This window comes from Thermomonas carbonis, from assembly GCF_014396975.1.
In the GTDB taxonomy this organism is placed as follows: domain Bacteria; phylum Pseudomonadota; class Gammaproteobacteria; order Xanthomonadales; family Xanthomonadaceae; genus Thermomonas; species Thermomonas carbonis.
In genome coordinates this window covers 443,111-455,029 of sequence record NZ_CP060719.1, presented here as the reverse complement: position 1 = coordinate 455,029, position 11,919 = coordinate 443,111, and the positions used below count along the sequence as shown (strand labels likewise).

Annotated in this window: 9 protein-coding genes and 2 pseudogenes; all 11 read left to right on the top strand. The window is 66.1% G+C overall.

Annotated features, from left to right (window positions below; genetic code table 11):
- Positions 1-34 precede the first annotated feature (34 nt).
- The 11 genes and pseudogenes from H9L16_RS02210 (at position 35) to H9L16_RS02160 (ending at position 11,878) form a co-directional block, all read left to right on the top strand.
- A complete protein-coding gene (locus H9L16_RS02210; RefSeq protein WP_187552981.1) occupies positions 35-1,093 on the top strand; it encodes a pilus assembly protein PilM in 1,059 nt (352 codons plus the stop codon).
- Positions 1,093-1,719, top strand: a pseudogene (locus tag H9L16_RS02205) (PilN domain-containing protein); the annotation flags it as partial. The gene H9L16_RS02210 and the pseudogene H9L16_RS02205, both read left to right, overlap by 1 nt.
- Positions 1,719-2,408 (top strand): type IV pilus inner membrane component PilO, encoded by a 690-nt coding sequence (locus tag H9L16_RS02200; protein ID WP_229796516.1) that lies wholly within the window; start codon positions 1,719-1,721, stop codon positions 2,406-2,408. The pseudogene H9L16_RS02205 and the gene H9L16_RS02200, both read left to right, overlap by 1 nt.
- 7 nt (positions 2,409-2,415) lie before the next feature.
- A complete protein-coding gene (locus H9L16_RS02195) occupies positions 2,416-2,934 on the top strand; it encodes a pilus assembly protein PilP (RefSeq protein WP_425507212.1) in 519 nt (172 codons plus the stop codon).
- Between the two features lie 14 nt (positions 2,935-2,948).
- A pseudogene (locus tag H9L16_RS02190) lies at positions 2,949-4,978 on the top strand (type IV pilus secretin PilQ).
- A gap of 138 nt (positions 4,979-5,116) precedes the next feature.
- Positions 5,117-6,109 carry an AAA family ATPase gene (locus H9L16_RS02185; RefSeq protein WP_187552978.1) on the top strand — a complete coding sequence of 331 codons (993 nt, stop codon included), beginning with the start codon at positions 5,117-5,119 and terminating at the stop codon, positions 6,107-6,109.
- Positions 6,060-7,055 carry a DUF58 domain-containing protein gene (locus H9L16_RS02180; protein ID WP_425507211.1) on the top strand — a complete coding sequence of 332 codons (996 nt, stop codon included), beginning with the start codon at positions 6,060-6,062 and terminating at the stop codon, positions 7,053-7,055. Before H9L16_RS02185 ends, H9L16_RS02180 begins: the two co-directional genes overlap by 50 nt.
- On the top strand, positions 7,052-7,504 hold the full coding sequence (locus tag H9L16_RS02175) for a DUF4381 domain-containing protein (protein ID WP_187552976.1): 453 nt from the start codon (positions 7,052-7,054) through the stop codon (positions 7,502-7,504). The genes H9L16_RS02180 and H9L16_RS02175 overlap by 4 nt, the downstream gene beginning before the upstream one ends.
- On the top strand, positions 7,501-8,520 hold the full coding sequence (locus tag H9L16_RS02170; RefSeq protein WP_229796515.1) for a vWA domain-containing protein: 1,020 nt from the start codon (positions 7,501-7,503) through the stop codon (positions 8,518-8,520). Before H9L16_RS02175 ends, H9L16_RS02170 begins: the two co-directional genes overlap by 4 nt.
- Entirely contained in the window at positions 8,517-10,241 is a 1,725-nt protein-coding gene (locus tag H9L16_RS02165; RefSeq protein ID WP_187552975.1) for a VWA domain-containing protein, read from the top strand. Before H9L16_RS02170 ends, H9L16_RS02165 begins: the two co-directional genes overlap by 4 nt.
- Positions 10,238-11,878 carry a BatD family protein gene (locus H9L16_RS02160; RefSeq protein ID WP_187552974.1) on the top strand — a complete coding sequence of 547 codons (1,641 nt, stop codon included), beginning with the start codon at positions 10,238-10,240 and terminating at the stop codon, positions 11,876-11,878. Before H9L16_RS02165 ends, H9L16_RS02160 begins: the two co-directional genes overlap by 4 nt.
- Positions 11,879-11,919: the final 41 nt, after the last annotated feature.

Genomic DNA, 11,919 nt, shown 5'->3' with positions numbered 1-11,919 from the left:
GTGCGCGTAAGCGCCCGTGGGAAGGGGAGATACCGTGGGTCTGGTGACGAAAACACAACCGCCGTTGATCGGCGTGGATATCAGCTCGACTGCGGTCAAGCTGCTTCAGCTTGCCCGTACCGGTGACCGTTACCGGGTCGAGCACTACGCCGTGGAACCGCTGCCGCCGAATGCGGTGGTGGAAAAGAACCTGGTCGAAGTCGAGGCTGTCGGCGAGGCGATCCGCCGCGCCGTGGCGCGCTCGGGCTCGCGGATCAAGCATGCCGCCGCCGCGGTCTCCGGTTCCTCGGTGATCACCAAGGTGATCCCGATGCCGGCCGATCTCAACGAGGACGATCTGGAATCCCAGATCGAACTCGAGGCGGTCAACTACATCCCGTACCCGATCGAGGAAGTGAACCTCGACTTCGAGGTGATGGGGCCGATGCCCGGCAACAGCGAGATGGTGCAGGTGCTGCTGGCGGCTTCGCGCTCGGAGAATGTCGAGGTTCGCGCCTCCGCGCTGGAATTGGGCGGGCTCACCGCCAAGGTGATCGATGTCGAAGCCTTCGCCATCGAGAATGCCTACGCCCTGATGGCGGGCAGCCTGAACGTGCCGCGGGATGGCCTGGCCGCGCTGGTCGATGTCGGTGCCACCATGACCACGCTGAACGTGCTTCGCGGCGGTCGCAGCATCTACACGCGCGAGAACGTGTTCGGCGGCAAGCAACTCACCGACGAGGTGATGCGCCGCTACAGCCTGAGCTACGAAGAAGCAGGCTTGGCCAAGCGCCAGGGCGGGCTGCCGGAAAGCTACGAGATCGAGGTCCTGGATCCGTTCAAGGAAGCCATGGTCCAGCAGGTCAGCCGACTGCTGCAGTTCTTCTACGCCGGCAGCGAGTTCAACCGGGTGGACAACGTGGTCCTGGCTGGCGGTTGCGCGTCCATTCCCGGCATCGCCGCGATGGTCGAGGAACAACTCGGGATCCCGACGGTGGTCGCCAATCCGCTGGCGCAGATGACCCTCGGCCCGCGCGTGCAGGCGCATGCGCTGGCGCAGGATGCCCCGGCGCTGATGATCGCCTGCGGGCTCGCACTGAGGAGCTTCGACTGATGGCACGGATCAATCTCCTTCCGTGGCGCGCCGAGCGCCGCAAGTCCCGGCAGAAGGAATTCGCCGGCATGCTGGGCTTGTCGGCGTTGGCAGGCATCCTGGTCGCCTTCCTGATTGTGAGTCTCTACAACGGGCGGATCAGCAGTCAGAACGGACGCAACGAATACCTGCGCGCCGAGATCGCCAAGGTCGACACGCAGATCAAGGAAATCGAAGAGCTCGACCAGAAGAAGTCCAAGCTGCTGGCGCGCAAGGAAGTCATCGAGCAACTGCAGTCCAATCGCTCGCAGATGGTTCACCTGTTCGATTCGCTGGTGCGCACCATCCCGGATGGCGTGACGCTTACCGCGATCAAGCAGGAGGGCGACATCCTCACTTTGAGCGGTCGCTCGCAATCCAATGCGCGAGTGTCCACCTACATGCGCACCCTCGAAAGCTCGGGTTGGATGACCAAGCCGGATCTCAACATCATCGAGGCGAAGGGAGCAAACCCCGGGTTGCCGTACGAGTTCACCCTCAAGGTCACGTTGGCCAATCCGAACGCGCCGAAGGAAGAAGGCGAGGGTGGTGAGGCCACTGTGCCTGCCGCTGCGGCAGCCGCGCCTGCCGCAGGAGGAGCCGCCCCGTGAGCACCAACAAGAAAATCAACCTGAAAGAACTGGACATCAACAACATCGGTGGCTGGCCTCGCCAAGCACAGATGGGGTTCTGCGTGATTCTGGCCTTGATCATCATCCTGTTGGGATGGTGGTTGTTCGTTCGCGGCAAGCAGGCCGAGCTCGAGAAGCTGGAAGGCCAGGAAACCGAGCTGCGTACCGAATTCGAGAACAAGCAGGGACGGGCCTCCAATCTGGAGCCGCTCAAACAGCAACTGGCGCAGATGGAGCAGCAGCTGCAACAGATGCTGCGCCAGCTGCCCAGCAAGACCGAGATGCCGGATCTGATCGTGGACATCTCGCAGACTGCCTTGGCGACGGGCATCCAGAACGAGCTGTTCCAGCCCGCTGGCGAGACCAAGAAGGAGTTTTACGCCGAGAAGCCGATCGCACTTCGCATGGTGGGGACTTATCACCAGTTCGGTGCCTTTGTCAGCGGCGTCGCTTCGCTGCCGCGTGTGGTCATCATGACCATGCATGACATCTCGCTGCAGCCCAAAGACGTCAAGACCAACCCGAATGCCCGGATCGGGCCTAACAGTCCGCTTGAGCTGGCAGGAACCGTGAAGACGTACCGATACCTCGACGAAGACGAGACAGCCGCGCCTGCAGCGGCAGCGCCCGCGCCGGCAGCGACGCCCGCCAAGGGAGGGGTCTGACATGCGCATGAAAGGATACTTTCGCGAGAGTAGCCGCTGGGCCGGCATCGCAGCGTTGGCGACCGCACTGGCGGCCTGTGGCGGCAGCAAGGGCGATCTCGAGAATTGGGTTGCCGAAGTCAGGGCGAAACCCGCACCGCCGCTTGATCCACTGCCGGTGATGCAGCAGTTCGAGACCTTCGAGTACGACGCGCAGAATCTGCGCGACCCCTTCAGCGAAATGTTCAACGGTGGCGAGGGCAGCGGCCCCCGTCCGGATGCTGGCCGGCGCAAGCAGACACTCGAGCAGTTCCCGCTCGACAGCTTCGACATGGTCGGCACGCTGGGTAACGGCAAGAATCTGGTCGCGCTGGTGATGGCCCCCGACAAGGTGACCTACCGCGTACAGCCAGGTGCCTACCTTGGGCAAAGCGATGGGCGGGTGACCGCCATTAACGAAGACCGGGTCGAACTGGTCGAACTTGTTCCGGATGGCGCGGGTGGCTGGCTCGAACGGCCGGCGACCATCTTGCTCGAAGACAATTGATTGGGGATAGACCGATGACCGCCACCAACGCCAAGCAACAGCGTCCTCTCCGGCGCCCCCTTTCCCTCGGTACCTGCGCAATCGGGCTTGCCGTCGGCCTCTATGCCGCGGGCGCGAGTGCCCTGCCTGTCACCACGCTGGTCGCGATGGGCCAGTCCGCCACTGGAGCGATGGCCGATCCGGCCAAGCGCACGCCGGATGCCGTCACGGTAGCTGCAATCGACTTCAAGCGCGGCGATGGCGGTTCGGGCAAGCTCGTGCTCCGGTTCTCCGGCGCGGGTGCAGCTCCCGATCTTCGCAAGATGGGTAACAGCGTCGTGGTCGATATCGGCAACGCGCAGTTGCCAGCGGCCCTGCAGCGCCCGATCAACGTGACCGACTTCGCCACGCCAGTGCAGCGTATCGATGCGCGTGCCACCAGCAGCGGCGCGCAACTCGTGCTGGGCACGCAGGGCGAATTCGAGTCGATGGCCTACCAGAGCGGCAACGAATACATCGTCGAGATCGTGCCGCGCGCCAGCACGGCGGGCGTCGCCAAGCCGAAGTCGGTTGCTCCGGCGATGGGTGCTACCGCGATGGGTGCTGTCACCAGTGCATCAACGGTTCGCTACAGCGGCAAGCCGGTGACCTTCAACTTCCAGGATGTGCCGGTGCGGACCGTCCTGCAGTTGATCGCCGAGGAATCCAACCTCAACATCGTGGCCGCCGATACCGTGCAGGGCAATGTCACCCTGCGCCTGATCAATGTGCCGTGGGATCAGGCGCTGGACATCGTGTTGCAGGCCAAGTCGCTGGACAAGCGTCGCAGCGGCAACGTGGTCTGGGTCGCACCGCAGAAAGAGATCGCGCAGTTCGAGCAGGACAAGGAAGATGCACGCATCAACCTCGAAAATCGCGCGGAGACGGTGACCGAGTACATCCCGGTCAACTATGCGAGCGCCGAGGACATCGCCAAACTCCTGACGGAGCAAAGCCTCAGCAGCCAAGGTGCCGGCGGCGGAGGTGGTGGTGGCGGTGCCAGTGGCGGCGGCCAGCAGGATCGCGGTTTCCTGTCGCCTCGCGGCAGCCTGAGCTACGACAAGCGCACCAATACCTTGCTGGCGATCGATATCCCGCAACGGGTGGCAAACATCCGCAACCTGGTCCAGCAGCTCGACAAGCCGGTTGATCAGGTTGTCATCGAAGCCCGCATCGTGATCGCCAACGAAAACGTGGCTAGGGAGTTGGGCGCACGCTTCGGTATCAGCGGCAGCAAGGACAATGCCTATTTCAGCGGTGACCTTGGCACCAACTCGGTCAATCGCAACGCCGATGTGGCGACCCAGATTGCGAATGCGAACTCGATTCGTGACTGGCAAGTGGAAAACCAGGAGCGTGCACTGGAAGGTCAGCCGCCGTTGCCGGCTCCGGTCCTCTCCGCATCCAGCATCACTCGCGGCTTGATGACCAACCTGCCCGCGGCCCTTGTCGGAGCCAATGCCGGCTCGATGGCATTGTCAATCCTCAATGCCGGCTATTTGCTTGATATCGAGCTGTCGGCGATCCAGACGCAAGGCCGCGCGGAAGTGATTTCCAATCCGCGCATCGTCACCAGCAACCAGAAAGAGGCTGTCATTCGTCAAGGTACCGAAATTGGTTACCTGACGGTGTCTGGGGGCAGGGTGGCAATGTGCCGACCGTGAATTTCAAGGAGGCGCTGCTTGAGTTGAAGGTCACTCCTACCATCACCAATGACGGTCGGGTGTTCCTGAATCTCAATGTGAAGAAAGACGAGCTGGATGGATTTGTTGACTTGGGTACCTTCGGCAGCGTGCCGCAGATCGCCAAGCGCGAGGTCAATACCGCCGTGTTGGTGGACGATGGCCAGACCGTGGTGATCGGTGGTGTCTATGAGTTCAGCGATTCCACCGATCTGTCCAAGGTGCCGTTCCTCGGCGACCTGCCGGTGATCGGCAACCTGTTCCGCAACAAGAGCCGCGCCAAGACCAAGGCTGAGTTGCTGATCTTCGTGACCCCGAAGGTCATGCGCGTCACTCAGCGCTGAGCCACCACGCATCGAACGACACGAACGGGAGCCGAAAGGCTCCCGTTTCGTTTTGCGGTGACGCCTGGGGCGTTCATCGACGGCGTGAGAACCTTTCAAAGCCATGTGGGTCAAACGCGGTTGAGAACGAGGGATCCAATGGACAAAACGACCCCGGATATTTCCACCTTGCACGATGCTTTCCGCAGCCTGCGCGAGGATCTCTCTCGCGAGATCGTAGGCCAGGCCGGGTTGATCGAACGCCTGCTGATCGCGTTGCTCGCAGATGGCCATCTGCTGGTTGAAGGCGCTCCCGGATTGGCCAAGACCAGTGCGATTCGTGCTCTGGCGTCGCGGCTTGAGGCCGACTTCGCCCGCGTGCAGTTCACCCCCGACCTGCTGCCGGCCGACCTCACCGGTACCGAGGTCTGGCACCCGCAGGACGGACACTTTGAATTCATGCCCGGGCCGATCTTCCATCCGATCCTGCTGGCGGACGAGATCAACCGCGCGCCGGCCAAGGTGCAATCCGCGTTGCTGGAGGCGATGGGCGAGCGGCAGGTCACCGTGGGTCGACAGACGTATCCGTTGCCGCCGCTGTTCCTGGTGATGGCCACCCAGAACCCGATCGAGCAGGAGGGTACGTTCCCGCTGCCGGAAGCCCAGCTCGACCGCTTCCTGATGCATGTGCGCATCGGCTATCCGCGGGCCGATGCCGAAACCGAGATCCTGCGGCTGGCTCGTGAGCGTGCCCGCGACGTGCTGCAAGCGGCGTCGCATGCGCCCGAGCGGATGCCGCAGGCACAAGTTTTCGCGGCCCGTGCGGCCGTACTCGATCTGCACTTGGCACCGGCACTGGAGCGCTACATCGTCGAGATCGTGCTGGCCTCGCGCGATGCCGGTCGTTATGACGCCGCGCTGGCCCGGCGCATCGCATGGGGCGCAAGCCCGCGCGGCTCGATCGCGCTGGAACGCTGCGCGCGCGCGCGCGCCTGGCTGGAAGGTCGCGATTTCGTGACTCCGGAAGACGTGCGCGCGGTAGCGCCGGACGTGTTGCGCCACCGGGTGCTGCCCAGTTATGAGGCGACCGCGGAAGGCTGGGATGGCGAGCGGCTGGTCGCCGAGCTATTGCGTCTGGTGCCGCTGCCGTAAGTGGCCACGGACACGTCGAGCCAGAGCAATCGTGACTGACGGCATCGTCCCCACGCTTCAAGAACTGGTCGGCCTGCGCGCGCTGGTGCAGGGCCGACGCGGTGCGCGGCTTGGGCGCCATGGCGTGCAGGGGCAGGCGCTTTCGAACCTGCGCGGGCGCGGCATGGAGTACGCGGAATCGCGCGAGTACGCGCAGGGCGACGATGCCCGCCACATCGACTGGCGGCTGACAGCGCGCAGTGGGCGCACCCACACCAAACTGTTCCAGGCCGAGCGCGAACGACTCACGCTAGTCGTTGCGGACACCTCGCCGTCGCTGTATTTCGGCACCCGCGTGCGCTTCAAGTCGGTGCAGGCCGCTCGCGCCGGTGCGTTGGCGGCGTGGCTCGCAGCGCGCGACGGCGATCGCATTGCCGCTTTGCGCGGCTCGCACTTGGAAGCGCCGGTGCCGCCTGCCTCCGGGCCGCGCGGGGCCTTGCGCGTGCTGGATGCGTTGGTGCGCTGGTATGCGCAACCACCTGCGGACGACGACGGCTTGCCGGTCGCGCTGGAGCATGCGCGGCGCCTGCTGCGCCCGGGTTCGCGGCTGGTCCTGCTGGCCGATCCCTCCAGCATCGCTTCAATCCCCGCGGAACGCTGGCCTGCGCTGGCGATGCATCATGAATTGATCGTGCTGTTGTTGGTCGATCCGCTGGAAACGTCGCCGCCGCCGAAACGCCTGCCGTTCCTCGGTGCACATGGCGGCCGCATCGAACTTGGCCTGGACACGGCACCGGTACGACAACGCTGGCGGCAGCAGTTCGACGTTCCTCTGGAGGCCACCCAGGCGATCTTGCAGCGGCAGGGCGCGCGGGTGATGGCGCTGTCCACCGTCGACTCCAGCGATGCGTGGCTGTCGCTGCTCGGGCGACCGCATGCGGTGCTGGCGACGGGAGCCGGGCGTTGAACCTGCCCTTGCCGCTGAAGGACGTACATCCCGGTATTGCCCCGTCATGGTGGCCGCCCGCGCCGGGGTGGTGGATGGTCGCGGTCGGAATGCTGCTGATCGGTTCTGCCATCTGGTGGTGGCTGCGCAGGCGACGCCTGCGACGCGCGGCGATCCTGCAGCTGTTCGAAGACACGGTCGATGCCGCGACCTCGCCCCCGCAGCAGGTCGCGGCGATGTCGGACCTGCTGCGGCGCGCGGCGCGGCGCAAGGATCCGCTGGCCGACCGCTTGCAGGGCGAGGACTGGCTGCGCTTCCTCGACCAGGGCATGACCCCGCCGTGCTTCGAACATGGGCCCGGTGCCCTGCTGCGCGAGGGTGCATTCCGTCGCGATGTCGATGAAGGTGCGGCTCGCGCGCTGCGAACCGTCGCGCGGCAACGCTATGTGACCTGGATGCTCGGAAAGTGAACCTGCTCGCCGATTGGTTGGGCATCGACGGCTTCGCCTGGCCGTGGCTGCTGCTCGCGTTGCCGTTGCCTTGGCTGATCCACGCGCTCCTGCCGCCGCGCGCCAGCCAGGTGCCCGCGCTGCTTGTGCCGTGGGGCGAGCGCCTGCGCAATGTGGCGTCGGGTGGCGTGCTGGAGGTGAGTCCGCGCGGCTTCCCGTGGCTGGCGATGCTGGCCTGGTGCCTGCTGTGCGTCGCCGCGGCGCGCCCGCAGCAGCTTGGCCCACCCATCGCGCCGCCGCAGGTCGGCCGCGACATGATGCTGGCCGTCGACCTGTCCGCCAGCATGGGCGAGCAGGACATGGAGCTCGGTGGACGCCTGGTCGATCGGCTGACCGCGGCGAAGGCGGTGCTGGCGGATTTTCTCGATCGCCGCGTCGGCGACCGCATCGGCCTGGTCGTGTTTGGTGATCGCGCGTTCGCATTGACGCCGTTGACGCTGGATCGCGACAGCGTGCGCCAGCAACTCGACGCCAGCGTGGTCGGGCTGGCCGGACGCGCGACTGCGCTTGGCGATGCCATTGCCTTGTCGACCAAGCGCCTGCAGCAGCAACGCAGCGAGCAGCGTGCTCGAAAAGAGCATGTCCTGATCGTGCTGACGGATGGGGTGAACACTGCCGGCGTGCTGGAGCCGGCCAAGGCTGCGCAGATCGCGCGCGATGCCGGTGTGCGCATCCACGCGATCGCTTTCGGCGGCGAAGGAGGTGGCGCGCTCTCGGTGTTCGGATTCAGCCTGCCGACGGGCGGTGACGAAGTCGACGAAGCCGGCCTGCAGAAGATCGCCCAGCTCACCGGCGGACGCTTCTTCCGTGCCCGCGACACCGAGGCGCTGGCCGGCATCTACGCGGAGATCGACGCGCTGGAACCGGTCCAGCGGCAGGGACAGGTGGTGCGCCCGAAGATCGAACGCTATCCGTGGCCGCTCGGGCTTGCCCTCGCCGTCGGCATGCTGGCGCTGCTGCTGCGGAGGCGCGCATGAGCCTGCTGTCCGCCGTGCATTTCCTGCGTCCGTGGTGGTTGCTCGCGTTGCTGGTGTTGCCTTTGATTGGCTGGTGGTGGCAGCGCCGGGCACAGCAACGCAATCCGTGGCGCGACGTGGTCGATGCACACTTGTTGCCGCACTTGCTGGAGGCGAGTGCCGGGCAACGCGCGAGTGCCTGGCCGCGCTGGCTGGCGCCGTTCGCGGCGGCACTGGCGATCATCGCGCTGGCCGGTCCCGGCTTCGGCAAGGATGAGCAGCCGTTGTGGCAGGCGCAGGAACCGCTGGTGATCGCGCTGGATCTGTCCAGCGCCACCCTCGCTCGCGATTTGCCACCGACGCGGCTTGCGCAGGCGAGGGCCAAGTTGGCGACACTGCTGCGCGAACGCGCCGGCGGGCAGGTGGCGCTGGTCGCGTTCGCCGGCAATGCCTTCACGGTGGCCCCGTTGACAGAGGACGCGGCCAATATCGCGTTGTTCCTGGATGCGCTCGATCCGGGCGTGATGCCGGAAGACGGCCATCGCACCGACCGCGCGATCGAATGGTCGCAGGGCCTGATGCGCCAGGCAGGCTTCGCGCGCGGGCAGATCCTGTTGCTGACCGACCGCGCGGACGGCACCGACATCGCCGCGGCGGCGAAGGCGAATGCTGCTGGCTATCGGGTGTCCGTACTGGGATTGGGCACCGCGCAGGGCGGGGTGTTCGATACGCCCGAAGGGCTGGGCCAGGCACGGTTGGATGCCTCCGCCTTGCAGCGCCTGGCATCGAGCGGTGGTGGCGGTTACCAGGCGCTGTCGCCGGGCGATGCGGATCTGCGCGCGCTGGGCGTGCTGGATCCTCGGCAGGATGCGGGCACCAGTGTGCGTGGGCAGAAGGTCTCGCGCTGGCGCGACGACGGCTACTGGCTGCTGCCCGTGGTCTTGCTGCTGTGCCTGCCGCTGTTTCGACGCGGCGCTGCGTTCGCGCTGCTGCTCGCGTGCGGGATGTGGCTGCCGATGGCACCCGCATCCGCCCAGGCGAAGCAACCATCGGCTGGAAGCCTGTGGCAACGCGCCGACCAGGCCGAACATGCGCGCATGCAGGACGGCATCGCTGCCTACAAACGGAAGGATTATTCGGGCGCGATCGAACGCTTCTCGACCGTCGGCGGCGCGGAAGGCCAGTACAACCTCGGCAACGCGCTGGCCAAGGCGGGTCGCTATGACGATGCGATCGCCGCCTACGATCGCGCGCTCGCATTGCAGCCCGGGCTGAAGGACGCGGCGTTCAACCGCAACCTGGTACGGCTGGCGAAACGAATGCCCAAGCGCCCGCAGGACCAGGGCGAAAGCAAGGACGGCAAGGGCGGTCAGCCGCAACCGCAGAAGCCGGGACAGCCAGGCCAGCAGGACAAGCCGCAAGCGCCGCCATCGCAAGGCAGGGGCGAACAGGCGCGCAAGCCATCGCCGCCGACTTCGCAACCCGCGCAAGACGCACAGTCGCAGGCAAAAGCCGATGCCGCGCAACGCGAACGCATGCAAGAAGCGTTGCAACAACAGGGCAAGCGCCCGGGCCAGCAGCCGGCATCCGGTGAACGCGACAAGCCTGCGGAAACCGCCGAACAGCGCGAACGCCGGCTCGCCAACGAGGCCTGGTTGCAGCGCGTGCCCGACGATCCCGGCGCATTGTTGCGTGCGCGTTTTCTGCTGGAGCAGCAGCGTCGTCGCGGAGCGACGCCATGAGCCCCGCGGTTGCGTGGTTGCTCGCATGCCTGCTTGCATCGCTTGCGTGGCCCGCGCAGGCGCAGACCCGCGCGTGGCTGGATCGTGCGCAGGTCAACCATGGCGAAACCGCCACCCTCAACATCCAGACCGACCAGTCGGTCTCGTCGATCGACTACGCGCCGCTGCAACGGCAGTTCGATGTCGGCGGGCAGACCGTGCGCCGCAGCTACCAGCGCAGCAACGGGCGTTCGACCGCGATGTCGCTGTTTGTGGTCGGCTTGCGTCCGCGCGGCCCGGGTGTGTTCACGGTTCCCGCGCTGCGCGTCGGCAACGTCACCACCGCGCCGTTGCAGCTGACCGTGGTGGCACCCTCGGTGTTGCCGGCCAGCGGCGACGCCGATGCCTTCGTCGAAACCGTGGTCGATGCCGCCCGGCCGTACGTGCAGCAGGCGGTCGGCGTGCAGGTGCGGCTGCACTACGCGGTGCCATTGATGTCCGGCCAGCTCGAACAGGATCCACCGGCGGGCGCCAGCTTGCGGCAAGTCGGCGAGGACCTGACCTACCAGCGAGAGATCGACGGGCGGCGCTACAACGTGGTCGAGCGTCGCTTCCTGCTGATTCCCGAGCGTAGCGGCGCGTTGACGCTGCCGGGCGCGCGCTTCAACGGACAGACCATGGGCGGTTTCTTCGACCAGGTGTTCGATGACGGCCGCAAGGCGGTGTCGGCGGCCTCGCCGGCCAAGCGTCTGGATGTTCAGCCGATTCCGGCAAATGCGCCGCAGCCGTGGCTGCCCTTGCATGATCTGAGGTTGCGTTACGTGCAGGCCCCCACGCAGGCGCGCGCCGGCGAGGCCGCATCCGTCGAGATCGAAGTCATCGCCGATGGTGCCACCGCCACGCAACTGCCGCCGGTCGCGCTGGTGGACACGCCGGGCGTGCAACTGTTCGCCGACAGGCCGCAGGTCGACGAGCAGTTCGTCGACGGTCGGCCGCGCAGCATCCTGCGCCGGCGCATCGCGATCGTGCCATCGCAGGCCGGCGCGGTATCGATCGCCGGTCCGCGGATCGAATGGTGGGATGCGGCGCAGGGTGTCGCGCGCACCGCGATGCTGCCGCCGTTGCAATTGCAGGTCGCTGCGGGTGCGAACCTGATCGCCGATCCGGCTGATGCAGGCAAGCAAGTGATCGCCAATGCCGGCGTGGATGCGTCGAAGTCCTCCGAATTTGCATGGTCGCGCTGGTGGCCATGGCTGCTGCTCGGCGTGCTGTCGCTGGCTGGGTTTGCATGGTGGCGTTGGCCGCGCGCGAAGACGACGGCGCGGAATGCGGATGACGAAGCGTCATCGCCCGACGCAGCGGCATCGCCGATCCCGTCGTTGCAGAATGCGTTGAAACACGGCGAGCTCGGCGTGATTGCGCAGGCGTTGGGTGTTGTCGCTGGCATGGATCGCGACGACCTGGACATGGTGCGCCAGCGACTGGACGATGCGGCACAGATCGATGCAGTCATGCAGTTGCAGGCCGCGCGCTGGGGCGATGGCGATGCGACATCGGCACTCGCTGCGTTGCGTGTCGCGTTCGCGAAGGGCGCGCGTTGGCGCAAGGCTGCGCCGGCATCGACCTCGCTGCTGCCGCCGCTGTATCCGGAGCGTTGAGCAGCCCTTTCGGCATCGTGGCTTCGTCACGACGCTCCGGG

Excerpts from the sequence above, each read along its gene's own strand:
- H9L16_RS02180 (WP_425507211.1), top strand. The coding sequence starts at position 6,060 with ATGGCGAGCGGCTGGTCGCCGAGCTATTGCGTCTGGTGCCGCTGCCGT.
- H9L16_RS02185 (WP_187552978.1), top strand. The coding sequence starts at position 5,117 with ATGGACAAAACGACCCCGGATATTTCCACCTTGCACGATGCTTTCCGC.
- H9L16_RS02160 (WP_187552974.1), top strand. The coding sequence starts at position 10,238 with ATGAGCCCCGCGGTTGCGTGGTTGCTCGCATGCCTGCTTGCATCGCTT.
- H9L16_RS02195 (WP_425507212.1), top strand. The coding sequence starts at position 2,416 with ATGAAAGGATACTTTCGCGAGAGTAGCCGCTGGGCCGGCATCGCAGCG.
- H9L16_RS02165 (WP_187552975.1), top strand. The coding sequence starts at position 8,517 with ATGAGCCTGCTGTCCGCCGTGCATTTCCTGCGTCCGTGGTGGTTGCTC.